The organism is Nonomuraea wenchangensis (assembly GCF_900111685.1).
GTDB lineage: Bacteria > Actinomycetota > Actinomycetes > Streptosporangiales > Streptosporangiaceae > Nonomuraea > Nonomuraea wenchangensis.
Genome location: NZ_FOHX01000002.1, coordinates 677,941 through 699,769, shown reverse-complemented (window position 1 = coordinate 699,769; position 21,829 = coordinate 677,941). Strand labels below are relative to the sequence as shown.

At 70.2% G+C, this 21,829-nt stretch carries 18 protein-coding genes, 1 tRNA gene and 1 riboswitch; of the genes, 9 read left to right on the top strand and 10 right to left on the bottom strand.

Going from position 1 to position 21,829, the window contains the following annotated elements; genetic code table 11:
- The first annotated feature begins 134 nt into the window (after positions 1 to 134).
- Positions 135 to 386, top strand: a complete 252-nt coding sequence (locus tag BMW85_RS07375; RefSeq protein WP_143082122.1) for a hypothetical protein — start codon at positions 135 to 137, stop codon at positions 384 to 386.
- 333 nt (positions 387 to 719) lie between these two features.
- On the opposite strand, the gene dacB is transcribed toward BMW85_RS07375, so the two are convergent.
- The 4 genes from dacB to BMW85_RS07355 form a co-directional block, all read right to left on the bottom strand.
- Positions 720 to 2,264, bottom strand: coding sequence for a D-alanyl-D-alanine carboxypeptidase/D-alanyl-D-alanine endopeptidase (gene dacB / locus BMW85_RS07370; protein ID WP_091078464.1), 1,545 nt, complete (start codon positions 2,262 to 2,264; stop codon positions 720 to 722).
- A 112-nt stretch (positions 2,265 to 2,376) separates the two neighbouring features.
- Positions 2,377 to 2,928 (bottom strand): FHA domain-containing protein, encoded by a 552-nt coding sequence (locus BMW85_RS07365; RefSeq protein ID WP_091078462.1) that lies wholly within the window; start codon positions 2,926 to 2,928, stop codon positions 2,377 to 2,379.
- A 66-nt stretch (positions 2,929 to 2,994) separates the two neighbouring features.
- A complete protein-coding gene (locus BMW85_RS07360; protein ID WP_091078460.1) occupies positions 2,995 to 4,344 on the bottom strand; it encodes an MFS transporter in 1,350 nt (449 codons plus the stop codon).
- Positions 4,345 to 4,423: 79 nt separating this feature from the next.
- Positions 4,424 to 5,278, bottom strand: coding sequence for a hypothetical protein (locus BMW85_RS07355; protein ID WP_091078457.1), 855 nt, complete (start codon positions 5,276 to 5,278; stop codon positions 4,424 to 4,426).
- Between the two features lie 241 nt (positions 5,279 to 5,519).
- On the opposite strand from BMW85_RS07355, the gene serA reads away from it, so the two are divergent.
- A complete protein-coding gene (gene serA, locus BMW85_RS07350; RefSeq protein ID WP_091078456.1) occupies positions 5,520 to 7,109 on the top strand; it encodes a phosphoglycerate dehydrogenase in 1,590 nt (529 codons plus the stop codon).
- Positions 7,110 to 7,506: 397 nt separating this feature from the next.
- Here the strand turns inward: serA and BMW85_RS07345 are convergent, their stop codons facing one another.
- The gene (locus BMW85_RS07345) at positions 7,507 to 8,181 is read right to left on the bottom strand and encodes a C40 family peptidase (RefSeq protein WP_091078453.1); all 675 of its coding nucleotides are present in this window, start codon (positions 8,179 to 8,181) and stop codon (positions 7,507 to 7,509) included.
- Positions 8,182 to 8,205: 24 nt separating this feature from the next.
- A riboswitch (cyclic di-AMP (ydaO/yuaA leader) is annotated at positions 8,206 to 8,347 on the bottom strand.
- Between the two features lie 112 nt (positions 8,348 to 8,459).
- Between BMW85_RS07345 and BMW85_RS07340 the strand changes: the two genes are divergently transcribed.
- Positions 8,460 to 9,506 (top strand): 3-isopropylmalate dehydrogenase, encoded by a 1,047-nt coding sequence (locus BMW85_RS07340; protein WP_091078451.1) that lies wholly within the window; start codon positions 8,460 to 8,462, stop codon positions 9,504 to 9,506.
- A gap of 223 nt (positions 9,507 to 9,729) precedes the next feature.
- A complete protein-coding gene (locus BMW85_RS07335; RefSeq protein WP_091078449.1) occupies positions 9,730 to 10,827 on the top strand; it encodes a branched-chain amino acid aminotransferase in 1,098 nt (365 codons plus the stop codon).
- A gap of 24 nt (positions 10,828 to 10,851) precedes the next feature.
- Here the strand turns inward: BMW85_RS07335 and BMW85_RS07330 are convergent, their stop codons facing one another.
- Positions 10,852 to 11,496, bottom strand: a complete 645-nt coding sequence (locus BMW85_RS07330) for an O-methyltransferase (protein WP_091078446.1) — start codon at positions 11,494 to 11,496, stop codon at positions 10,852 to 10,854.
- 62 nt (positions 11,497 to 11,558) lie between these two features.
- Here BMW85_RS07330 and BMW85_RS07325 point away from each other — a divergent pair, with 62 nt between their 5' ends.
- Together BMW85_RS07325 and cimA are read left to right on the top strand one after the other, a co-directional pair.
- A complete protein-coding gene (locus BMW85_RS07325) occupies positions 11,559 to 12,200 on the top strand; it encodes a DsbA family protein (protein WP_091078443.1) in 642 nt (213 codons plus the stop codon).
- A gap of 188 nt (positions 12,201 to 12,388) precedes the next feature.
- Complete coding sequence (gene cimA / locus BMW85_RS07320; RefSeq protein ID WP_091078442.1) at positions 12,389 to 13,963, top strand: citramalate synthase; 1,575 nt, start codon at positions 12,389 to 12,391, stop codon at positions 13,961 to 13,963.
- A gap of 25 nt (positions 13,964 to 13,988) precedes the next feature.
- Here cimA and BMW85_RS07315 read toward each other — a convergent pair whose 3' ends face one another.
- Together BMW85_RS07315 and BMW85_RS07310 are read right to left on the bottom strand one after the other, a co-directional pair.
- Positions 13,989 to 15,647 (bottom strand): heparinase II/III domain-containing protein, encoded by a 1,659-nt coding sequence (locus tag BMW85_RS07315; RefSeq protein WP_245774669.1) that lies wholly within the window; start codon positions 15,645 to 15,647, stop codon positions 13,989 to 13,991.
- Between the two features lie 106 nt (positions 15,648 to 15,753).
- On the bottom strand, positions 15,754 to 16,113 hold the full coding sequence (locus BMW85_RS07310) for an antibiotic biosynthesis monooxygenase family protein (protein WP_091078439.1): 360 nt from the start codon (positions 16,111 to 16,113) through the stop codon (positions 15,754 to 15,756).
- 117 nt (positions 16,114 to 16,230) lie between these two features.
- Between BMW85_RS07310 and BMW85_RS07305 the strand changes: the two genes are divergently transcribed.
- The gene (locus BMW85_RS07305) at positions 16,231 to 17,007 is read left to right on the top strand and encodes a fumarylacetoacetate hydrolase family protein (RefSeq protein WP_091078436.1); all 777 of its coding nucleotides are present in this window, start codon (positions 16,231 to 16,233) and stop codon (positions 17,005 to 17,007) included.
- A gap of 34 nt (positions 17,008 to 17,041) precedes the next feature.
- On the top strand, positions 17,042 to 18,382 hold the full coding sequence (gene gltX, locus BMW85_RS07300) for a glutamate--tRNA ligase (RefSeq protein WP_245774692.1): 1,341 nt from the start codon (positions 17,042 to 17,044) through the stop codon (positions 18,380 to 18,382).
- A gap of 122 nt (positions 18,383 to 18,504) precedes the next feature.
- Here the strand turns inward: gltX and BMW85_RS07295 are convergent, their stop codons facing one another.
- On the bottom strand, positions 18,505 to 20,475 hold the full coding sequence (locus BMW85_RS07295; RefSeq protein ID WP_091078432.1) for a M3 family metallopeptidase: 1,971 nt from the start codon (positions 20,473 to 20,475) through the stop codon (positions 18,505 to 18,507).
- Between the two features lie 166 nt (positions 20,476 to 20,641).
- Between BMW85_RS07295 and BMW85_RS07290 the strand changes: the two genes are divergently transcribed.
- A tRNA-Gln gene (locus tag BMW85_RS07290) sits at positions 20,642 to 20,713 on the top strand.
- Between the two features lie 139 nt (positions 20,714 to 20,852).
- On the opposite strand, the gene BMW85_RS07285 is transcribed toward BMW85_RS07290, so the two are convergent.
- On the bottom strand, positions 20,853 to 21,794 hold the full coding sequence (locus BMW85_RS07285; RefSeq protein ID WP_245774668.1) for an alpha/beta hydrolase: 942 nt from the start codon (positions 21,792 to 21,794) through the stop codon (positions 20,853 to 20,855).
- Positions 21,795 to 21,829 lie beyond the last annotated feature (35 nt).

The following is a 21,829-nucleotide window of genomic DNA, read 5'->3' as shown; positions in this document are numbered from 1 at the left end:
GCATCGCCTCGCTCAGATCAGGTGTTTCCCCAGGTCAAAGCTGAGATCAAGAGCGTTTGGCCGAAGAAGCCATAGGGCAGATCTCCTCGCGGCAGCTACGGAGAGTAGTCGATAGGTATCAGAGGAGATACGACATGTACAGAGCAGGACTTGTCCTTGCCGGCCTGGTCGGCGGGATGGTTGTGTTCGGCGGCTCCGCGCTGGCGGCAACCAGCGGTGCCCCCGGCGGCTACGGCCCCGGCGGCTACGGCCCCGGCTACGGCCCGCACTACGCCGGCGGTTACGAGTGGGACACCGGCGAGTTCAACAACTTCGGCGACGACCGTGACCTCCTCGACCTGGACCTCCTGAGCAACCTCCTGGGTGGGGCGCTCAGCAACCGCTGACGTTCCCGTACGAGTCGTTAGAAAGGGGCCCATCCTGGTGAGGATGGGCCCCTTCGCTGTGTCGTGGTCCGGTGGGCGGGCCCGGCCGCGGTCCTGTGTGCGGGGGGAGGCGCGGCCGAGCCCGCAGGGAGGGGAGCGCCGTGGGCGTACGGTGGGTAACCGGCGTCAAGGGTGAGGCCGGTGAAGGCCCGGACGCTCCCGTGGTCCTCGGTGGGCTGTTCTGAGAAGGGATTCTGGTTGCCGGATGTCGGTCATGTCCTGGAAAGCTGGCGGATATCTGGAGCTCCAGGTAAACCCGGGTGACCCCCTGGGCGTCAGGGGGTCACCGCGGGGTCAGCACTGGACGGGCTTCATCCACGAGCACTCCAGGTCGCCCGCCTGCCCCTCGGCCGCCGAGCGGAGCTGGGCCGGGGCGTCGGCCGCGGCGGCGCGGGTGAACTGCGCGAGCCGTACGGCGATCTTGTCCTCGATGTCCTTCGGCGAGCCCGACAGGTACTGATTCAGCATGATCGAGAAGACCAGCGGCTCGCCGTCGGCGCTGGTCACGTAGCCCGACAGCGACGTCACGCCGGTCAGGGAGCCGGTCTTCGCGTGCACGTTGCCGGCAGCGGGGGTGCCCCGCATCCGGCTGCGCAGGGTGCCGCCCACGAAGCGGTCGGCGTCGCCGGCGATGGGCAGGGCCGCGTACCAGGTGGGGAACCACGGCTTGCCGCGTACGGCGGTCAGGAGCTGGACGATCGAGCCGGGCGAGAACCCGTCGCGGCGCGACAGCCCCGAGCCGTCCCGCATGTTGATGACCTGTACGCCGTTCGCCTTGGCGAAGTCGGTCGCGACCTTGAGACCGGCCGACCACGTGCCCTGGCCGGCGACCTTGCGGCCCATGGCCTTGGTGAGGATCTCGGCGTGGATGTTGTTGCTCAGCTTCATGAAGGGCACCAGCAGTTCGCCCAGCGTCATGGACTCGTGCCGGGCCAGCTCCTTGGCCCCGTCGGGCGCGGCCCCCGTGGCGGTCGCGCCGAGCACCTTCACGCCGTGCTTGGCGAGCGCCGCGCGGAACAGCGTGGAGACGTAGGCGGTCGGGTCGTCCACGGCCACCCACTCCTGGTACGGGTCCGCCACCGTGCCGGTGATGACGACCGTACGGGTGCCGTGCTGGCGCTCGATGAGCACGTCGGTCTCGGCGCCCGCCGTGGCCTTGTTGACGATCTTCAGGTAGTCGGTCTCGGGCGTCGTGGAGACCTTGACCTTGCCGCCCTCGGCGGCCACGGAGACGATCACCGATCCGGCGTCGTAGTCGCGGTCGGGCGAGGCGGTCAGCGCGGAGATCGGGGCCGCGTAGTAGGCGGTCTCGTCGTCCCAGGCCCAGTCGTTGCCGAGCCGCTGGGAGTCGAACCAGGTGTCGTCGGCCACGAGGCGGCCGGTGACGACCTTGACGCCGGACGCGGCGACCTTGGCGGCGAGGGCGTCGTAGTCCTCGGCCAGCATGGTCGGGTCGCCGGTGCCGCGCAGCACGAGGTCGCCGGTGAGCACCGCGCCCGCCTTGCGGCCCGTGCCGAGCACGGTGGTCGGGAAGCGGTGGTCGAGGCCGAGCGTCTCCACCGCGGCGGCCGAGGTGAACAGCTTGGTGTTGGACGCCGGGATGAGCTGCTTGCCGGCGTCGGTGGCGTACAGCTCCTCGCCGGTGGTGGCGCTCTTCACCACGACGCCCGCGCGGGCGATGGTGAGCCGGGAGTCGCTGAGTATCTGGTTGAGGTCCTGGGTGAGGTCGGCCACGCCGGCCGTGGGGTCCAGGGCGACGGCGGGTGAGGACGGGCCGGACGCCCACGCGAGGGACGCGACGAGCGCGCCCGCGACGAGGGAGGCTGAGGTGCGCCGCATGGGGTCTCCAAGAAGACTGGGGGATCGCCTGAGAGCATGGTTCAGCGCAGACAGCCTGTAATCCGCAAAATTCCGTATTTATCGATCAGGGTCGCCTGATCGACCGGCCCGCTCAGGCCGTCGGCACGCCGGACGTCAGCAGGAAGCCGCAGTCGCCGAAGGAGACCTCGTCGCCCGGCGCGACCCGCGCCGGCCCCACCAGCCGCCAGCCGTTGAGCCTGGTGCCGTTCAGCGACCCGAGGTCGACCAGCACCCACCGGCCTTCGTCGTCGCGCCGCAGCTCGGCGTGGACCCGGGAGACGGTCAGGTCGGACAGCACGAGGTCGCAGGCCGAGCCCCGCCCCACGACGTAACGCACCCGCTCGTCGTCCGGCAGCGCGAGCCGGGGCAGCCGGGGCCGTCGCCAGGCGGACTGCAGCTTGGTGGTGAACTCCGACACCGACGACACGGCGTCGGTCAGCCGCTGCCGTAACGAGGGCCGCCGCGGCAGGTCGGCCACCAGCTCGTCGAGCTCGTGCTGACTGCGGGCGCGCAGCGCCTGGTCCACCCGGCCGACGAAGGTGTCGTGGGAGATGCGGCCCTCCACCGCGCGGACCTTGAGCTCGTCGATCGCACGGTCGCGTTCCCCGTCGGAGGCGCGGAAGGGCGGATGGGTCGAGCTCATGTAGCGAGTATCGGCCTCAACCTCGGCTCGTGTCCAGAATACGCCGAATCGGCGCCACGCCGGATTTCAGGAGTCCGCAGGCGGCGCGGCGGGAGGCGTGAGCCGGTACTTCAGTGTCACCAGCACCGACGCGAGGATGATCAGCGCGGGGATCGTGGTCTGCCCGATGAGCACGGCGGTCACGGCGCTGTCCGGCTGCCGTACCGGCGCGTCCGGCTGGGACTCGACGAAGCCGCCGAGCGACAGCACGACACCGAAGATCAGCGCGCCGAACGAGCTGACCCCGCTCTCGATGGCCGTCCAGAGCCCGGTGAGCACGCCCGCGCGGCGCTTGCCGGTCTCGGCGGCGTCCACGGCGATGACGTCGGCCAGCATGGAGAACTGCAGCAGTTGCAGCCCGGCGTACCCGACGCCGACGAACAGGATCGTCACGTGCGCCCATAAGGCGCCGAACAGCGGCGTGGCCATGGCCGCCGCCGTCCCCGCGGCGAACAGCGAGGCCGCCAGCACCATCGCCCCGCGCTTGTCGAAGCGTTTGGCGAGGCGCACCCACAGCGGCATGGTCAGCAGGATCGGGCCCACGAGCGCGGCGAAGAGCGTCTGCGTGGCCTTGGGATCGCCGATCGTGTACGTGGCGAAGTACGGCGCGGCGGCCAGCATCATGCTCACCGCCAGCATCTGCGTGCAGGCCAGCACGGTCAGCCAGAGGAACGGCCGGTTGCCCCTGATCGCGGCGAGCTGCTCGCGCCAGTCGCCCCGGTCGGCCTCGGGCGCGCCTGTCATGGGGGCGCGGGCGGTGCCGAAGAAGGAGCCGAGCATGGCGAGCAGCAGGATGACCGCGATGGTGAGCGCCATCGTCCGGTAGCTGCCCAGCGTCCCGTGCTCGCCCTCGCCGGTGGCGATGGCGGGGGCGAGCACGCCGCTGATCGCGGTGGCCACGCCGATGAAGACCATGCGCCACTGCAGCAGCGAGGTGCGCTCGTGGTAGTCGTGCGTCATCTCGCCGGGCATGGCCTTGTACGGCACCTCGAACAGCGCGTACGCCGTCGCCGTGGCGAGGAAGCACACCGCGACGTAGGCGGCGGCGGGCACCCCCGTCAGCGGCGGCCCGGCGAAGACCAGGAAGAACGCGGCCGGCAGCGTGCAGGCCCCGGCGAGCAGCCACGGCCGGCGCGGTCCCCAGCGCGAGACGGTCCGGTCGGACCAGCGCCCGACCAGCGGGTTGATGACGAGGTCCCAGACCTTGGGCGCGGTGACCACCACGCCGGCCAGCCACGCGGGCACGGCCAGGAAGTTGGTCATGTAGTAGAGCAGCAGCAGCCCCGGCACGGCGTTGACCGTGGCCGTGCAGAAGGAGCCGACCCCGTAGCCGAGGCGCACGCCCCGGGGAACCGTGGCCGCGACCGGTGTGATCATCCCCACATTAGAGCCGAGCAACGGCTTGTTTGGCGAGACCCATTCGGCCCGTGTGCGCGGGAGAACCCGCGCACACGGGTCAGTCGTGCACGTCCGCGCACACCACGTGCGCGCCGATCTCGATCATCCGGCGCTCGCTGCGCGCGTCGGCCACCCGGGCCATGAGGATCGGCGCGCCGCTCGCCGCGAACTGCGGCAGCCGGGCCCGCACCAGGCGGTGCAGGTCGCGTACGACGTCCTCGGCGGCCGACATGTGGACCTTGACGTGCAGCATGATCCCGGTGGCCCCGGAGGCGGTGCTCGCCTCGGAGATCCACACGTGGTGCACGAGCGGGAAGTCCCTGAGCAGCTGCGCGATCGCCTGCCGCAGCGCCGGCAGGATCGGGTGGGCGCACCTGCGGTAGCCGGGGTCCACCTGCTGCATCGGGCCCGACAGGTGCGGCCTGGGCGCGGGCACCCACGGGAACACCGGCGCCTGCGGAGCCGGCGGGGCGACCTGGGCCAGCGCGGCACCCCGCGACACGGTGGCCATCGCGCCCGTCGCGTAGGCGGCGGGCGCCGCCCCTGACAGCACGGGCGTGGGCCCGGTCCGCGTCGTGGTGAGGAAGCGCTGGAGATCGTCGATGGGCACGGCCGCGGCGGCTGGTCCGGCCGCGTCGATCACGATCTCCCGCACGCCCGTGACGCGCTGGATGTCCAGGATGGTGTCGGCGTCGCACGCCGACAGGGAATGGCTGCCACGGTGCCGGGCGTAGGTGGCGGCGCTGGTGTAGCCCAGCAGCACGCGGTCGCCGGCCTGGGTCGTCCCGAGGACGACCGAACGGTCAGGGCGCACCGCCACCAGGACACCACCGTCGGCGAGGGCGCCCAGCAGCCGGTGGGGCGTGCCATGCTGGGCGAGAACGTCGGCAAGCGCAGGATTCCCGATGCTCATATGACGAACCATAGGTAGTCGGCCACGGCTTATCAGGCTAATGGCGAATAAATCTCCCGATCAAGACGAAGATGGCCCCGAGATGGGTGACTTTGTCCTCTGCCGGGTAGCCGCCCGCCGTCTCACATGGTGGGTCCTTCGTGAAAGCGTTCACAAGCGCCGGTTAGACTCGTTAAGACCGCCGGGGGATCCATGGACGTGTCCCCCTCATGACTCGCCGGAAGCCCCTAAGGATCCACCTGTGAACAAGCCCGTCGTACTGGTCGCTGAGGAGCTGTCCGAAGCCGGCCTCGCCGTTCTCGGCGCCGATTTCGAGGTCCGCCACACCGACGGCGCCGACCGTTCCCAGCTCCTGCCCGCCCTCGCCGACGTGGACGCCCTCATCGTGCGCTCCGCCACGCAGGTCGACGCCGAGGCCATCGCCGCGGCGCCCAAGCTGCGCGTGGTCGCCCGCGCGGGCGTCGGGCTCGACAACGTCGACGTCGAGGCGGCCACCAAGGCCGGTGTCATGGTCGTCAACGCGCCGACCTCCAACATCACCAGCGCCGCCGAGCAGACCGTCGCCCTCATCCTGGCCAGCGCGCGCAACACCGCCCAGGCTCACGCCGCGCTGAAGAACGGCGAGTGGAAGCGGTCCAAGTACACCGGCGTCGAGCTGGACGAGAAGGTCGTCGGCATCCTCGGCTTCGGCAAGATCGGCCAGCTCGTGGCGCAGCGGCTGCAGCCGTTCGGCGTCGAGATCATCGCCTACGACCCCTACCTGCCGCCGGCCCGCGCCGCGCAGCTCGGCGTCAAGCTGGTGAGCCTCGACGAGGTGTTCAAGCAGGCCGACTTCATCACCGTGCACCTGCCGAAGACCAAGGAGACCCTCGGGCTCATCGGCGACGAGGCGCTGCACAAGGTCAAGTCGAGCGTGCGCATCGTCAACGTCGCCCGCGGCGGCATCGTGGACGAGGCCGCGCTCTACTCCGCGATCAAGGAGGGCCGCGTCGCCGGCGCCGGCCTCGACGTCTTCGCCAAGGAGCCCTGCACCGACAGCCCGCTGTTCGAGCTCGACCAGGTCGTCGTCACCCCGCACCTCGGCGCCTCCACCCACGAGGCCCAGGAGAAGGCCGGCACCCAGGTCGCGCGGAGCGTGAAGCTGGCGCTCGCGGGCGAGTTCGTGCCGGACGCGGTCAACGTCCAGGGCGGCGCGGTGGCCGAGGACGTCAAGCCGGGTCTGCCGCTGGCCGAGAAGCTCGGCCGGGTTTTCACCGCGCTGGCCGGCGAGGTCGCCACCAAGCTCGACGTCGAGGTGCGCGGCGAGATCGCCTCCCAGGACGTGCGGGTCATCGAGCTGGCCGCGCTCAAGGGCGTCTTCGCCGACGTGATCGAGGAGCAGGTCACCTACGTCAACGCGCCGCTGCTGGCCAAGGACCGCGGTGTCGCCGTCGAGCTGATCACCAGCCCCGACAGCCCCGACTGGCGCAACGTGGTGACCGTCCGCGGCGTGCTGGCCGACGGCCGCCAGGTCTCGGTGTCGGGCACGCTGTCCGGGCCCCGCCAGATCACAAAGATCGTCGAGGTCAACGGCTACGAGATGGAGATCGAGCCGACGGCGCACCTCGCGTTCTTCACCTACGCCGACCGTCCCGGCATCGTCGGCGTGGTCGGCCGCCTGCTCGGCGAGCACGGCGTCAACATCGCCTCCATGCAGGTGGCCCGAGACGTCAAGGGCGGCAAGGCGCTCATCGCGCTGACCGTCGACTCGGCGATCCCGGCCGACATCGTCGACCAGATCGTGGCCGAGATCGGCGCCGAGAGCGGCCGCTCGGTGGACCTGGAGGACTGACACTCCCCGCCTCGCGCGAAGGCCGCCGCCCGGACCGGGCGGCGGCTTTTCGTTGTCTCAGCATGCGGGATGCTAGGACATCCAACGAGATTCCTCGGTTAACGTGGAAGCACATGCGCCAGGTGCTCGTACTCATTACCTGCCGCGGCGAGGCCTGTTAGGGCAGGTCGGCGACTCGCCGCGGTGAACGGCGTCGCGTCGGCCGGTAAGTCCCTCCCTCAGTAACGCCTTCTCGCGAAATGAGACAACCATGTACGAGATGTATGCCTGGAACCGTGCCGAGGACCACAAGGACGAGGCCGCCGAGGCCCTGCAGACCGCGCTGGACCGCCGTGACAACGGCGGCGCCCCGCAGGATTCCGGCCGGTAGGGCCCCGGCTCACGTCGGACACGCCGGTCAGAGCACCGACGCGACGGGCATGGGCGGCGCCGGCTCCTTCTGCCGCTCCGCCCACTGCCGCACGCCCTTGCGGTCGGGCCGGACGGCGCCGACGAAGGCGCTCCTGCGCCAGCTCGACAGCTTCTCCTCCTTGATGACGTCGCCGGTGCGGGGCGCGTGCACCATGTAGCCGGGCCGGGAGATCATCCCGACGTGGCCGAGGTTGCTGAAGAAGGCCAGGTCGCCGGGCTTGAGGTTGTTCCAGGAGACCTTCTTGTCGAACGCCGCGTACTGGTCCGTGGTGACGCGGGGCAACTGGATCCCCGCCTTCTGGTAGGCCCGGAGCATGAGCCCCGAGCAGTCGTACCCGCCATTGCCGGTCCCGCCCCACAGGTACGGGATGCCCTGTTTTTTCAGGGCGAACTTCAGCGCGATCTTCCACGCGGGTCTGCTCTGCTTGTCGCGGATCTTCTTGAGTTCCGGGCCGGTGAGCGTGGTGGTGAGCGCGCGCTCGTCGATGGTGTCGGTCTTGGGCGCGCGGTCGGGCTTGGACGCCTGTGCGGGGTTGGACGCCTGGTCGGGCTTGGACGCCTGTACGGGGTTGGACGCCTGTGCGGGGGTGGATTCCTTGTCGGGGGTGGTTGCCTGGGCAGGGGAGGCGAGCACGGCGAGGCCGGTCGCGCCCGCCGCCACGAGAATGGCGATGCGAGACAGGGGACTGTCCTTCCATACGGCCGACCGGGTTAGCTGACGGGCTCGGGCTTGGAAGCAGCCCTACGGCGCATGCCGATTCGCCCCAGGGGGAGAGTGGGTCCCCGGCTCCACGCGAACCGCCGCGTGGATTAGGCAGGGCACGGACGTTAACGAATCGGTCAAAAGATCGCAATCTTCTCAAATCGGACGTTTCCTGGATCAGTCCGAAAAATGAGACCGGGTGTTCGTCAGGCGAGACGAGCCGGTAAGGTACCGGCATGGAGTCGCGTAACATCCGCTTGGCCGTCATCCCCGGCGATGGCATCGGCACCGAGGTCGTCACCGAAGGGCTCAAGGTCCTCGAAGCCGTCGGCACGAAGATCGAGCCCACGCACTACGACCTGGGCGCGGCGCGATACCACCGCACCGGCGAGACGCTGCCCGACTCGGTGCTGCAGGAGCTGCGCGGCTACGACGCGATCCTGCTCGGCGCGGTCGGCGACCCGAGCGTGCCCCCGGGCATCCTGGAGCGCGACCTGCTGCTGCGGCTGCGCTTCGAGTTCGACCACTACGTCAACCTGCGTCCGGTCAAGCTCTTCCCCGGCGTCGAGACCCCGCTGGCCGACACCGCGGCCGAGGACATCGACATGATCGTGGTCCGCGAGGGCACCGAGGGCCTCTACGCGGGCACTGGCGGCGCCATGCGGCGCGGCACCCCGCACGAGATCGCCACCCAGGAGTCGCTCAACACCGCCTACGGCGTCGAGCGCGTCGTCCGCTACGCCTTCGACAAGGCCCAGAGCCGCCCGCGCAAGAAGCTGACGCTGGTCCACAAGACCAACGTCCTCACCTTCGCCGGCGACCTGTGGCAGCGCACGGTCAACCGGGTGGCCGAGGAATACCCCGAGGTCAGCACCGACTACTGCCACATCGACGCGGCGTCGATGTTCTTCGTGACCCAGCCGGGGCGTTTCGACGTCGTCGTCACCGACAACCTGTTCGGCGACATCATCACCGACCTCGGCGCGGCCATCGCGGGCGGCATCGGCCTGGCCGCGAGCGGCAACATCAACCCCGAGCGCACGGCGCCCAGCATGTTCGAGCCGGTGCACGGCAGCGCCCCCGACATCGCGGGCCAGGGCAAGGCCGACCCGACCGCCACCATCCTGTCGGTCGCCATGCTCCTCGACCACCTGGGCCTGAGCGCCGAGGCCGCCAAGGTCGAGCAGGCGGTCGCCGACGACATCGTCGAGCGGCTGACCGGCTGGACCGGCCGCACCACGTCGCAGATCGGCGACGACATCACCGCGCGCGTATCCAGCTAGGGCCGCCTAGCCTCCCCACGCGTCTGGCGGTCCGCACCCGGATCGCCAGGCGCTTTTTGCTGTCCAGAGCGGCCGAATCGCCCAATGGCAGCTTGTCATCCCATATAGCGAGACAATAGGAAGTACTAGCTGCCTTCGGGCAGCACTGCCGCGCAGTTGCGGGTCCACGGACCCTCAGGATTCGGTAGATTTTCGCGAAATCGCAGAGAGAAGGACCGGCGTCATGACCATCGCTCAGAAGCTCAGCTTCGACGTGCAGCTATCCGACCACGCTCGCACCGCGGCCGAGCGGGAGCAGGTACTGACGAACCCCGGATTCGGGCAGTCCTTCACCGATCACATGATCGCCATCGACTACACCGAGGGCCGTGGCTGGCACGACGCCCGGCTGGCGCCGTACGGGCCGCTCTCGCTCGACCCGGCCACCGCGGTCTTCCACTACGCGCAGGAGCTGTTCGAGGGCCTGAAGGCGTACCGGCAGGCCAACGGCTCCATCGTGATGTTCCGCCCGTACGCCAACGCCGCCCGCTTCAACCGCTCGGCCGCCCGCATGGCCATGCCCGAGCTGCCCGAGGAGACGTTCGTCGAGTCGCTCGAACTCCTCGTCCGCACCGACGAGGAGTGGGTGCCGACCACCGAGGGGCACAGCCTCTACCTGCGGCCCTTCATGATCGCCACGCAGGCGGGGCTCGGCGTCAACTACCCGTCCAGGACCTACTCGTACATGGTCATCGCCTCGCCGGCGGCGTCGTACTTCAGCGGCGGCGTCAAGCCCGTCTCCGTGTGGCTGTCCACCGAGTACACCCGGGCCGCGCCCGGCGGCACCGGGTTCGCCAAGTGCGGTGGCAACTACGCCGCCGCCTTCGTCGCCCAGCGCCAGGCCGTCGAGAACGGCTGCGACCAGGTCGTGTGGCTGGACGCCCAGTCCCACGAGTACGTCGAGGAGATGGGCGGCATGAACCTGTTCTTCGTCTTCGGCAACAAGCTCGTCACGCCCGCGCTGACCGGCACCCTGCTCCCCGGCATCACCCGCGAGTCGATCCTGGAGCTGGCCGGCGACCTCGGCCTGGAGACCGAGGAGCGGCTCATCTCGGTCGACGAGTGGCAGTCGGCGTGCGAGTCGGGCGAGCTGACCGAGGTCTTCGCCTGCGGCACGGCCGCCGTGGTGACCCCGGTCGGCTCGGTCAAGGGCGCCGACCGGGCCTGGACGGTCGCCGACGGCACGCCCGGCCCGGTGACCATGCGGGTGCGCGAGGAGCTGGTCGGCATCCAGTACGGCGCCCGCCCCGACGCGCACGGCTGGATCCACAAGATCGCCTGACCGAGGCGGGCCCGCGGCCCCGTCTCAGTGCTTGGTGACCAGCGTCATGCCGTCGGCGACCGGCAGCATGAGCACGCTCACCCGCGGGTCCTCGATCACCAGGTCGTTGAACCGGCGGATCTCCACCGTGGTCGGCTCGTCGCGGGACGGGTCGGCCACGTGCCCGCGGCGCAGCGTGTTGTCGGCGATGAGCAGCCCGCCCGGCCGCATGCGCTCGATCAGCAGCTCGTAGTAGCCGGGGTAGTTGCCCTTGTCGGCGTCCACGAAGGCCAGGTCGACGGTCTGGTCGAAGCCGGCGAGGGTGTCGAGCGCCGGGCCCAGGGTGAGCGTCACCCGGTCGGCCACCCCGGCCTCCGCCCAGTAGCGGCGCGCGATCGACGTCCACTTCTCGCTCACGTCGAAGCAGTGCAGCCGGCCGCCGCGCAGGCCCCGGGCGATGCAGATCGACGAGTAGCCGGTGAACGTGCCCACCTCCACGGCCACCTGCGGAGCCATGATTTGGGTGATCATCGTGAGGAACGTGCCCTGGTCGGGGGAGATCTGCATCCCCGCGCTGTCGCCGGTGACCTCCATGGTCTCCCGGGCCAGCCGCTCCAGCAGGGGGTCGGGCTTGGTCGAGTGCTCGTACACGTAGCGCGCCACGGCGGGGCTCAGGAGGTCGGCCTTCATACGGCCATTGTTGCCGTTCCGGTAGGGTCTGCGCGATCGACAAGCTGAGAGTGGGCGAATGTATGAAGCGGTTGGTGGCGGTCGCGGTCGCGTGCGCGGTGATCGCGATGCTCGGTGTGCTGGCGTTCTCCGAGCCGGGAGAGAGCTCCGCGGAGGTGCGGCTGACCCGTCAGCTCGACGGGTCCATGGTGCTGGCGAACCGCGGCGGTGACGCCCCCGTCCTGGACGTTTACGAAGATTTTGACTGCCCGGTCTGCAAGGACATGCATGCCAAGGTGGACCCGACGATCCAGCGGCTGGCCCGCGCGGGCAAGGTCAAGGTCGTCTTCCACGCCGTGACGATCTTCCTCGACGAGCCCATGCGCTCCAACTCCGTCCGCGCCGCCGCGGCCGCGCGCTGCGTCCCCGAGTCGAGCTGGCTGGCCTTCCGCGACGAGCTGTACGCCATCCAGCCCGCCCCGCACGGCGAGGCCTCGGGCTTCACCGTCGAGGAGCTGGTCCAGGCCGCCAGGAAGGCGGGCGCCCAGGTGGACACCTGCGTACGCGACCAGTCCTACGCCGAGTCGCACCTGGCCGAGACCGCGAAGGTCCGGCTGGAGGGCACCCCGACGCTGCTGCTGGACGGCAAGCTGCTGGGCGGCGAGGCGTTCGACCCCGAGGCACTGGAGCGTGCCATCACGGGCGGTGTCGGCGTCACCGTGTAGGCGTCCGAGCAGTGAGATCCTTGTGCCGAATGGTGGAAACGTATGGCAGACTGATGAGCACCATGTTCTACGGTCTGCTCATTATCGGCAGGCGCGCTGGCTGACACAGGGACACCGCCAGCGCGCAGACCTCTCACGTCCGTGAGGGGTCTTTTTGTTTTCCAGGGATCTCCAGAAGGAAGAAGCTCATGGCCGATGACCGGTTCCACGTATATGACACGACCCTGCGTGACGGCGCGCAGCAGGAAGGGCTCAACCTGACCGTCGCCGACAAGCTCGCCGTCGCGCGTCACCTGGACGGACTGGGCGTGGGCTTCATCGAGGGCGGCTGGCCCGGAGCCAATCCCAAGGACACCGAGTTCTTCAGGCGGGCCCGCACCGAGCTCGACCTGAAGCACGCGCAGCTCGCCGCGTTCGGCGCGACCCGCCGGGCCGGGGTGAAGGCCGCCGACGACCCACTGGTGGCCGCATTGCGCGAATCCGGCGCGCCCGTCGTGACCCTTGTGGCCAAGAGCCACGACCGGCATGTCGAACTGGCCCTCCGCACCACGCTGGAGGAGAACCTCGCGATGATCCGCGACACGGTCTCCCACCTGCGTGCGGAGGGCCAGCGGGTCTTCCTCGACGCCGAGCACTTCTTCGACGGCTACAAGTCCAACCCCGCGTACGCGCTGGAGGTGCTGCGCACCGCCGCCGAGGCCGGCGCCGACGTCATCGCGCTCTGCGACACCAACGGCGGCATGCTCCCCGACGAGCTGGCCGACGTCGTCCACGAGGCCGTCCAGTCGGGGGCCAGGGTCGGCATCCACTGCCACGACGACACCGGCTGCGCGGTCGCCAACACCCTCGCCGCGGTCCGCGCCGGCGCCACCCACGTGCAGGGCTGCGCCAACGGCTACGGCGAGCGCTCCGGCAACGCCAACCTCTTCACCGTCGTCGCCAACCTGCAGCTCAAGCGCGGCTTCGACCTGGTGCCGCAGGCCGCGCTCGCCGACATGACGCGCATCGCGCACGCCATCACCGAGGTGACCAACGTCACCCCCAACTCGCACGCCCCCTACGTCGGCATGTCCGCCTTCGCGCACAAGGCCGGCCTGCACGCCAGCGCCATCAAGGTCGATCCCAACCTCTACCAGCACATCGACCCCGCCGCCGTCGGCAACGACATGCGCATGCTGGTCTCCGACATGGCCGGCCGCGCCTCCGTCGAGCTCAAGGGCCGCGAGCTGGGCTACGAGCTGACCGGCGAGCACACCAAGGCGCTGGTCGAGCAGGTGAAGGAGATGGAGTCGCGGGGCTTCACCTTCGAGGCCGCCGACGCCTCCTTCGAGCTGCTGCTGCGCGACACCGTCGCCGGCGAGCGCAAGCGCCACTTCGAGGTGGAGTCCTGGCGGGTCATCGTCGAGCGCACCAAGGGCGGCGAGCTGGTCAGCGAGGCCACCGTCAAGGTGCACGCCAAGGGCGAGCGCATCGTGGCGACCGGCGAGGGCAACGGCCCCGTCAACGCCCTCGACAAGGCCGTCCGGCTGGCCCTGGAGCAGCTCTACCCCGAGCTGGCCAAGGTCGAGCTGGTCGACTTCAAGGTCCGCATCCTGGAGGACACCCACGGCACCGACGCGGTCACCCGCGTGCTCATCACCACCAGCGACGACACCGGCGAGTGGGCCACCGTCGGCGTCGCCGAGAACATCATCGACGCCTCCTGGCAGGCGCTGGAGCAGGCGGTCACCTACGGCCTGCTGCGCGCCGGCCGCGACTGCTGAGGCAGGGAGGCGGCCCCGCAGAGGGTCAGAGCAGGCGGGCGGAGAAGGAGACCCCTTCGACCGTCACCTTGCCGCCGGAGCACGACACCTTCGGCGCGTCCGTCCCGGGCACGACCACCGTCAGCAGGGACTTCGCCGCAGGCGAGACCACCACCGTGGTCGCCTGCCTCGACAGGTAGGTCGGCGACACCCAGCCGAGCTTCCCGCCGCGCTCCACCCGCTGGCCGCTCACCTTCGCGCACGACGGCGAGAGCTGCAGCAGCGTGACCTTGAACTTGCCGTCGGCGAGCACGACCTTGCCGCCGCCGTTCGAGACGACCTTGAGCGACGGGTCGAACCTCCACAGGTTCCTCACCTGCTTGCCGCCCGAGGCGGTGTCGAGCACCGCCATGAGGTCCTCGCCGTGGTTGACCAGCACCGACCTGGTACGGCTCACGCCGTAGGCGTCGTCCGTCACCCGGAACGCCTGCCGGTCGTCGCCCAGCGAGGACTTCGTCAGCCGCGAGGACGTGCGCGGCCGGAACTTCGCGCCCACCACCGTCGGCACGTTGTGCGCCTCGGGGGAGAGCGTCCAGTAGCGGTAGGCGCTCTTCTCGTAGGAGTGGAAGCCGGCGTCCACGAGGATGTCGCGGCCCTGCGCGTAGTAGGTGACGCCCAGGTGGTCCTCGTGGCCGTGGAACTTCATCCCCGGCCCGAACCTGATCGAGTAGTACGCCGAGTCCTGCTTGTCGAAGGCCGTCCGGCCGAACACGTAGCCCGCCCGGTAGACCTTGACCTTCTGCTTCGGCGTGCCGGTCTCCATCTTCGGCTCGGTCTCGGCGCTGCCGTCGCCGAGCGGCGCCATGTAGCCGTTCGGCATGGTGGCGTGCGCGATGAAGTCCTTCAGCGCCTCGGCGCGCTTGGCGATCTCACCGGGGACCTTGCGGCCACAGGACTTCATGTTCGTCATCGCGACCTGGAGGCGGCCGTAGACGTAGACCGCGTAGCGGGGCGCCTGCTCCATCAGCGCGCCCTGGCTGTCCACGTCCAGCTTCACGGTGCCGGTCAGGCGTCTGGACGCCAGGTCGGACCAGTCCTTGCGGCCGTAGCGGCAGCCGATGCCCATGAGCGCGATGTCCTGGTCGATGCCGTGGTTGTGGCCCTTCTTGTACAGGGCCGGGTTGGCGAGGAGCTTGGCGTGCACCGCCAGGCTGTCCTTCAGCCAGGAGTCCTTGACGTGCTCGCTCAGGCACAGCAGCGGCTGGGTGCGCAGCGAGACCGGGTGGTCCTTCCAGACGTAGGGCTTCGTGCCGCGGGCGCCGTACTTGTTGTGCGCCACCCAGTCCTTGGCGAGCTCCGTCGCGCGGTCGAGGTAGCGCCGCTCGCCGGTGTTCTCGTACTCGACGACGAGCGTGCCCAGCCAGCGCAGCGACTGGAAGACGAACTCCCACGAGCGGTTCTTGTACGGGCTCGCGGCCCAGTCGACCTTCTCACCCAGTTTGTACGCCGGCAGCCCCACCAGCGAGATCTCGCCGCCCATGACGTCCGAGGCGGTCGGCGAGCCGGGCAGCCAGTCGCCCTGGCACGCCGCGGTCCGGGCCACCTTGCCGTCCTGGGCGCCCGTCCGAGTGGCCGCGTGCGCGGGGGTGCCCGCGAGGCCGCCGAGCGCGAGCGTGAGGGCAAGAGGGATCGCGAGGCGGCGCACGCCAGTTCCTTTCAGCACGAACTCGGACACACAAGCTTGAGGCGGGACATGCTTTCGCGTGCGCGATCATCCGGTCAAGCCGAGTGCCCGATTCGTTAGCCGCCCGCTACGCCTTGGGAGTGGCGCTCTCCACCACCTCGAACGTCCACAACTCGGACCCGCTGGCCGCGGGACCCTGCCCGTGACCGTGCCCGTGCCCGTGGCCCGAGGCGCCCTCGGCGTCGGCGGCTGCCCGCGCGTGGCCGCGGGCGAACTCCTGGCTCCGCTGCCACGCCTCGAAGTCCTCCTCGCTCCGCCAGCGCGTGTAGACGAGGTAGCGCTCGGTGCCGTCCACCGGCCGCAGCAGCTCGAACCACTCGAACCCGTCCGCGGACTCCACCATCCCCGCCCGGCCGGCGAACCGGCGTTCGAGCTCCTCCCGCATCGCGGCCGGCACGGTCAGCACGTTGATCTTCACGACGGACATGGGAAACCCCTCTCGTCAGCGCCCCTGCGCAGGTCAGGGGTCCAGGCTAACCCGTCGCACGGGAGCCGCGCGGGGCAGGTGAACGGACTCCCGCGGCGGCGGCGATAGCCTGGACGGGTGCGTATAGCGAGGTTCTCCACAGGCGAAGGCGTGTCGTTCGGCGTGGTCGAGGGCGGCCCCGGCGAGGAGGTCGTCTCCACCGTCGCCGGTCACCCGTTCAACCAGGTGCAGTTCACCGGCGAGCGCCACCCGCTCAGTCAGGTCAAGCTGCTGGCCCCGATGCTGCCGAGCAAGGTCGTCGCCATCGGCAGAAACTACGCCGAGCACGCCGCGGAGATGGGCAACGAGGTGCCCGAGGAGCCGCTCATCTTCATGAAGCCCTCCACCTCGGTGATCGGCCACGGCGAGCAGATCGCCTACCCGGTCCACCTGTCCGACCGCGTCGACTACGAGGGCGAGCTGGCCGTGGTCATCGGCCGGCTGTGCCGCGAGGTCCCGGTCGAGCGGGTCAAGGACGTCATCTTCGGCTACACCTGCGCCAACGACGTGACCGCGCGCGACCTGCAGAAGAAGGACGTGCAGTTCACCCGGGCCAAGAGCTTCGACACCTTCTGCCCGCTCGGGCCGTGGATCCAGACCGACCTCGACGCGAGCGACCTGGCCCTCACGACCACGGTCAACGGCGAGGTGCGCCAGAGCGGCCGCACCACCCAGCTCATCCATGACATCCCCGCGCTGGTCGCCTACGTCAGCGCGGTCATGACGCTCATCCCCGGCGACGTCATCCTGACCGGCACGCCGGCCGGCGTCGGCCCGCTCCAGGTCGGCGACGAGGTCAGCGTCGGCATCGAAGGCATCGGCACACTCACGAACAAGGTGGTCTCCCGTGACTGACGTACGGGTCAGGTTCGCCCCGTCCCCCACCGGCATGTTCCACGTCGGCGGCGCCCGCACGGCGCTGTTCAACTGGGCGCTGGCCGAGCAGTCCGGCGGGCGCTTCGTGCTGCGCGTCGAGGACACCGACGCCACGCGCAACCGCCCGGAATGGACCGAGGGCATCATCTCCGCGCTCGACTGGATCGGTGTCAACGGCACCAACCCGGCCTTCGAGGGCCCCTACTTCCAGTCGGCGTACGAGCCGCAGCACCGCGAGGCCGTGGCCAAGCTGCTGGCCGACGGCCGCGCCTACTACTGCGACTGCACCCGCGAGGCGCTGGTCGCCCGCACCGGCTCCGAGCACCGCGGCTACGACGGCCACTGCCGTGAGCGCGGCCTGACCGAGGGCGCGGTCCGCTTCCGCACCCCCGACGAGGGCGTGACCATCGTGTCCGACCTCATCCGCGGCGACGTCGAGTTCCCCAACGAGGCCCAGGAGGACTTCGTCATCGCCCGCACCGACGGCTCGCCGCTCTACGTGCTGGCCAACGCGGTCGACGACATCACCCAGAACATCACCCACGTCGTACGCGGCGAGGAGCACCTGGGCAACGCGGCCAAGCAGATGCTGCTCTGGCCCGCCCTGGGCGCCAACCCGCCGGTGTGGGCGCACCTGCCGGTGATCGTCAACGAGCAGCGCAAGAAGCTGTCCAAGCGCCGCGACAAGGTGGCCCTGGAGGACTACCGCGCCGAGGGCTACCTCGCCGAGGCCATGGTCAACTACCTCATGCTGCTCGGCTGGGGCCCCGGCGAGGACCGCGAGATCATGCCGTGGTCGGAGATGGTGCCGCTGTTCCGGCTGGAGGACGTCAACTCCTCCAGCGCGTTCTTCGACGAGAAGAAGCTGCGGGCCTTCAACGGCGAGTACATCCGGGCGCTGCCGCTGGAGACGTTCGAGGAGCGCTGCGCCCCCTACCTGGAGGACGGCTGGGACCGCGAGCTGTTCAGCAAGGTCGCGCCGCTCGCCCAGACCCGCATCGGGGTGCTGTCGGAGATCCGGCAGAACGTCGACTTCCTCTTCCTCGACGAGCCGGTGTTCGACCAGGCGTCCTGGGACAAGGCGATGAAGAACTCCCCGGTGGAGATCATCTCCGGCTATCTGGCGCGGCTGGAGCTGGTGAGCTGGGACACCGAGTCGCTGAAGGAGGCTCTGGAGGAGGTCGGCGCGGCCCACGGGCTCAAGCTGGGCAAGGCCCAGGCGCCGGTGCGGGTGGCCCTCACCGGCCGCACGGTCGGCCTGCCGCTGTTCGAGTCGATCGAGGTGCTGGGCCGCGAGCGCACCCAGGACCGCCTGCGCGCCGCCCTGGCCCGCCTCGGCGCCGTCGGCGTCTGACCCGCCCCGGTCGGGCGGCCCGCATGAAAGTGGGCCGCCCGACCCGGGCCGGCGTCAGTCCAGGCCGGCGTCGGTCCAGGCCGGCGTCGGTCCAGGCCGGCGTCAGTCCAGGCCGTGGCGCGTCAGTCGAGGCCGCGGCGCTTCAGCAGCGGCTCGATGCGCGGCTCGCGCCCCCGGAAGCTGCGGAAGGCGCTCAGCGGGTCGAGGCTGCCGCCCCGCGACAGCAGCTCACGGCGGAAGTGCTCGCCGTTCTCCCTGCGCAGCCCGCCGTTCTCCTTGAACCACTCCACGCTCTCGGCGTCCAGCACCTCGCTCCAGATGTAGGAGTAGTAGCCGGCGCTGTAGCCGCTGGCGAAGATGTGCGCGAAGTAGTTGGTGCGGTAGCGCGGCCGGACCTGCGGCACGGCGATCCCGGCCCGCTCCAGCGCCGCCGCCTCGAACGCCTCGGCGTCCGCCACCTCCTGGCCGGGCGCGAGCCGGTGCCAGGCCCAGTCGAGCAGCGTGGCCGCCAGATACTCGACGGTCTTGAAGCCCTGGTTGAACTTCTCGGCCGCCGTCAGCTTCTCCACCAGCTCGGCCGGCATCGGCTCGCCCGTCTCGTGGTGCCTGGCGTAGTTGGCCAGCACCTCGGGCCAGGTCACCCACATCTCGTTGACCTGCGAGGGGTACTCGACGAAGTCGCGCGGCACGGAGGTGCCGGACACGCGCGGGAAGCGCACCTGCGAGAACAGGCCGTGCAGGGCGTGCCCGAACTCGTGGAAGGCCGTCGTGACCTCGTCGTAGGTGAGCAGCGTCGGCCCCGAGGCGGGCTTGGTGACGTTGAGGTTGTTCAGCACCACCGGCCGCAGCCCGAACAGCAGCGACTGGTCCACCAGGTTGTTCATCCACGCCCCGCCGCGCTTGTTCGCCCGCGCGTACGGGTCCAGCAGGAACAGCCCGAGCGCCGAGCCGTCCTCCTCGAACACCTCGAACACCTTCACGTCCGGGTGGTAGCCGCCCAGGTCGGGCCGCTCGGAGAAGGTGACGCCGTACAGCTTGCCGGCCGCGAAGAAGATGCCGTCGCGGTAGACCCGCTCCAGCTCGAAGTACGGCCGCATCGCGCTGTCGTCGAAGTCGTAGCGGGCCTTGCGCACCTGCTCGGAGTAGTAGGGCCAGTCCCACGGCTCGATCGGGAACCCGGCCTGCCCGGCCAGCTCCTCGGCCTCCCGCCCGGCGTTGCGCACGGCCGGGCCGACGAGCTGGCCGAGCATCTCCTCGACCGCCTCGACGGTCTTGGCCGTCTGGTCGGCCACCACGTAGGAGGCATGGTCGGGGAACCCGAGCAGCGCCGCCCGCTCCGCCCGCAGGGCCGCCATCCTGGCCGCGATCGCGAAGTTGCCCGGCGCGCGGCCGACGCTCAGCTCGAACAGGCGGCGGCGCACGTCACGGTTCGTGAGCTGGGAGAGCGCCGGCTGGGCGGTGAAGTTGAGCAGCGGCAGCGCGTACGTGCCGTCGTCCTGCCGCAGCGAGTCGATCCTGGACTGCTCGAATCCGTCCAGCTCGGCCGGGTCCTCGACCACCAGCGCGGCCTCGGTGGCCGCCTTGAGCAGCGCCTGCGCGAACTCGGTGGACAGCCGCGACAGCTCCTCGTTGAGCTCGCGCAGCCGGGCCTGCTCGGTCTCCGACAGGTCGGCGCCGGCCCTGATGAAGTCCTCGCGGTACTTCTGCAGCAGCCACGCCTCCTCCGGGTCGGAGGTCGTGACCTGCTTGATGCGCGCCCACAGCGCCCGGTCGAGCCGGATGCTGTCGCTGTGCCGGGTCAGCTCGGGAGAGATCTCCTTCTCGATCTCCATGATGCCGTCGCTGGAGTTGGAGGAGGCGATGCTGAAGAAGGCCGTGGCGGTGCGGTCGAGGACGCGCCCCGACCGTTCGAGCGCGGCGATCGTGTTGTCGAACGTCGGCGGCTCGGTGCTGCCGGCGATCGCCTCGACCTCCGCCAGTTGCTCCGCCATGCCGCGCCGGAAGGCGGGCAGGTAGTGCTCCTCGCGGATCTCGGCGAAGGGCGGCAGCTCGTACGGCAGGGTGCTGGGGGCGAAGAAGGGGTTCTCTGCCAAAGCTCGGGCTCCTCCACGTGGTGTTTTGTCCACCACAGCTTGGCACGGCCGCGCCTCCGCCGCGCCCGGCGGGAACCCCGTCCGGCAATCGTTTTGGTCTTACCCCCGGAGCTGGGCTATTCTTTCGGACGTCGCCAAGCGCGCTCCACGGAGCTCGCGACAGCGGTGGGGTATGGTGTAATTGGCAGCACGACTGATTCTGGTTCAGTTAGTCTAGGTTCGAGTCCTGGTACCCCAGCAAGGCGTCACCTGCGGCGGGAGTCTCATCGAGACCCCCGCCTTCGTTGTTTTCAGACCCTTTTCTCAGGGCTCGATCGGGCGCGCGACCGTGGCGTACCCATAGATCGTGTCGCCGCAGATCCGCAGGCCGTGCCCCGTCACCGCGCCAGCTTGTCCAGGATGTCGGTGATCTGGCGGTAGTCCTTCGGGGTCGGGGCGTGGGAGGTGTCCACGGTGAAGACCTTGAAGCGGTTGCCCGGCGTGGCGGCGTCCGCCTCCCTGATCATGCGGTCCTGGAGCGCGATCGGGATCACCCGGTCGCGGGAGTGCCGGATGTAGACACGCGGCACCCGCCCCCAGGCGTGCGGGCGGCCACGGGCGTCCGCGCCGGACACCAGCAGGCTCTCGTCGGGCAGCAGCGTGTTCAGCATGGCCAGCAGCTCGCCGTCCGTCCCGCCGGCCATGAACGCGGCCTTCGCCGCCGCCAGGAACTCCGGGTCGTTCGTCCGCCAGTTGACCCGGATCGCGCCCAGCTCGCGGGGGTCGCCGACGAGCGCGCCGAGCACGCTGCCGGCCAGGCTGCCCGCGTTCTCCGGCGTCTCCAGGTACTCGGCCGGGGAACGCAGCTCCGTGCAGCAGAAGGCGGCGTCGTAGACCAGCAGGTCGACGAGGTCGGGCACGGCGTCGGCGGCCTTCGTGACGGTGGAGCCGCCGAGGCTGCCGCCCACCAGCACCACCCTGCCGTGCCGCGCGACCCGGCGTACGGTGTCCACCGTGGCCGCCACGTAGTCGTCCAGCGTCACCTGTGTCACCGGCGAGGGCAGGGTCGCCAGCGTCTCAAGGTCCTGCGGGGCCTGGTAGGCCACGTGGAACTGCTCTTCCGGGCCGTGCCCCGGCAGGCTCACGCCCACCGAGCGGTGGCCGCGCAGGGTCAGCTCGGGGTCGGCGGAGGCCACGCCGTTCGAGCCGGTCACGAAGACGAACGTGGTCACCTCCTTGCCCCGCCGGGGCGGCCCGCCCGCGACGGCGGCCGCCTGGACGCCGAGCGCGCCCGCGACCGTGGCCATCTGGAACGTCTTCCTTCGTGTGGGATCACTCATGTCCCCGATCGTCGCCCGCGCGGACCTGGCGCCAC

Excerpts from the sequence above, each read along its gene's own strand:
- BMW85_RS07365 (WP_091078462.1), bottom strand. The coding sequence starts at position 2,928 with ATGAGCTCGACCCATCCGCCCTTCCGCGCCTCCGACGGGGAACGCGAC.
- BMW85_RS07325 (WP_091078443.1), top strand. The coding sequence starts at position 11,559 with ATGAAGCGGTTGGTGGCGGTCGCGGTCGCGTGCGCGGTGATCGCGATG.
- BMW85_RS07335 (WP_091078449.1), top strand. The coding sequence starts at position 9,730 with ATGACCATCGCTCAGAAGCTCAGCTTCGACGTGCAGCTATCCGACCAC.
- dacB (WP_091078464.1), bottom strand. The coding sequence starts at position 2,264 with ATGCGGCGCACCTCAGCCTCCCTCGTCGCGGGCGCGCTCGTCGCGTCC.
- cimA (WP_091078442.1), top strand. The coding sequence starts at position 12,389 with ATGGCCGATGACCGGTTCCACGTATATGACACGACCCTGCGTGACGGC.
- BMW85_RS07360 (WP_091078460.1), bottom strand. The coding sequence starts at position 4,344 with ATGATCACACCGGTCGCGGCCACGGTTCCCCGGGGCGTGCGCCTCGGC.
- BMW85_RS07310 (WP_091078439.1), bottom strand. The coding sequence starts at position 16,113 with ATGTCCGTCGTGAAGATCAACGTGCTGACCGTGCCGGCCGCGATGCGG.
- gltX (WP_245774692.1), top strand. The coding sequence starts at position 17,042 with ATGTTCCACGTCGGCGGCGCCCGCACGGCGCTGTTCAACTGGGCGCTG.
- BMW85_RS07355 (WP_091078457.1), bottom strand. The coding sequence starts at position 5,278 with ATGAGCATCGGGAATCCTGCGCTTGCCGACGTTCTCGCCCAGCATGGC.
- BMW85_RS07340 (WP_091078451.1), top strand. The coding sequence starts at position 8,460 with ATGGAGTCGCGTAACATCCGCTTGGCCGTCATCCCCGGCGATGGCATC.
- BMW85_RS07375 (WP_143082122.1), top strand. The coding sequence starts at position 135 with ATGTACAGAGCAGGACTTGTCCTTGCCGGCCTGGTCGGCGGGATGGTT.
- BMW85_RS07330 (WP_091078446.1), bottom strand. The coding sequence starts at position 11,496 with ATGAAGGCCGACCTCCTGAGCCCCGCCGTGGCGCGCTACGTGTACGAG.
- BMW85_RS07285 (WP_245774668.1), bottom strand. The coding sequence starts at position 21,794 with ATGAGTGATCCCACACGAAGGAAGACGTTCCAGATGGCCACGGTCGCG.